The sequence below is a fragment of the Candidatus Obscuribacterales bacterium genome, assembly GCA_036703605.1.
Taxonomy (GTDB): Bacteria; Cyanobacteriota; Cyanobacteriia; order RECH01; family RECH01; genus RECH01.
Genome location: DATNRH010001031.1, coordinates 1 through 1,247, shown reverse-complemented (window position 1 = coordinate 1,247; position 1,247 = coordinate 1). Strand labels below are relative to the sequence as shown.

Sequence of the window (1,247 nt, the reverse complement as noted above, 5' to 3'; positions counted from 1 at the left end):
TGACCCGTCCTCCTAATGCTGTTGCTACTGAAACTGCTCCTTCTCCTACACCTGCTTCATCCCCTGTTCTTGATTCCAATGTCCCTGCCCCTGCTACAGCTCCATCTCCTCCTCCTGCTCCCACTACTGCTGCCCCTTTGCCAATGGCCCCAGCCCCCACTCCAGTATCCCCAGGCCCCATGACACCCACTGGCAAAGACAGTGTGCTGCCACCTGAGGCTAGTACTGCAACACCTGAGGCTGCCCCGGTGGCCCAACCCAATCCACCGGCTCCTCAGCCAGAGGCAACTCCTGCTCCTGCTTCCAACCCCTACAAGAAGGCAGCCCTCAAACAAGCTTCAGTGGCAGTGGACAAAGGCATCAGGACCAAACAAGCTCGCTTCATGTTCCGCTTGACTTATGACAAGGCCCCAACCAACTCCCAGGTTTGAGTAGCCAAGAAAATACAGACCTTCTTCCGCCTGATTCACCAAGAGATAGATGCTTCTGTGGTCCTCCTTCCTTGGGATCCTGCCTCTACTGTTGGCCCCATTGTCAATATATCTAGCGCCCCCACTGGAAAGAATGCTGACCTCCTCAATACCTTCTGCTACCGAATCGGCCAACCCAAGAAACAAGACAAACTCCAGGCTATCTGGACAAATGTATGCCTCGGCTTCAACCATGCCCATCCAGAACAGATGGAAACCCGCGCTGGACAACCCCTCAATGCAATCCTACAAGAGGAGGGCATCGGGGCCTATCTGTCCCCTGTACAAGGCGCAGCCCACTCATCCACAATCGGCCGCCTGATCTTCACTGGAGATTTTTCCAATCCCAGGCAAATCTCCCAAGAAATCATGGATCACTTGTCCAAGAAGTACCCCAACGATAACTTCCAAGTTGGTGCCAGAATCTCTGCTATCCCTGAACTCCGACCCTCCCCAGGGAAAACTGACCGATCCTCTTGGCTCCATAACCGCCCCCGCAAATGTGTTGAACTCCTCTGTCAAACCGACCAGCTCCGCAAATTGAAACCCATCTTTAACAACATGTACAGCCCCAAAACTACAACTATCTTCACTCGCCCCAGTTTCCGTTATACAATCTTTATCCCTGAGATGGCCTTACTGCTAGGTGGCCCCAAGCTGGCCCAACGGCGGCAAGCTATGCTGGCGAACCATGAACGTTTCACTACTCACTTGAAATACATCGATCAAGATGCCACTGCCATGATTGAAGAACTTGATCTCCCCTACACCCCTCCA

2 protein-coding genes are annotated in these 1,247 nt (G+C 53.2%); one reads left to right on the top strand and one right to left on the bottom strand.

The window, feature by feature from the left end; genetic code table 11:
* Positions 1-181, bottom strand: a 181-nt coding sequence (locus tag V6D20_21030) for a hypothetical protein (protein HEY9818265.1), incomplete at its 3' end; no start/stop codon positions are given.
* A 307-nt stretch (positions 182-488) separates the two neighbouring features.
* On the opposite strand from V6D20_21030, the gene V6D20_21025 reads away from it, so the two are divergent.
* A partial coding sequence (locus tag V6D20_21025) for a hypothetical protein (protein ID HEY9818264.1) occupies positions 489-1,247 on the top strand: 759 nt, incomplete at its 3' end.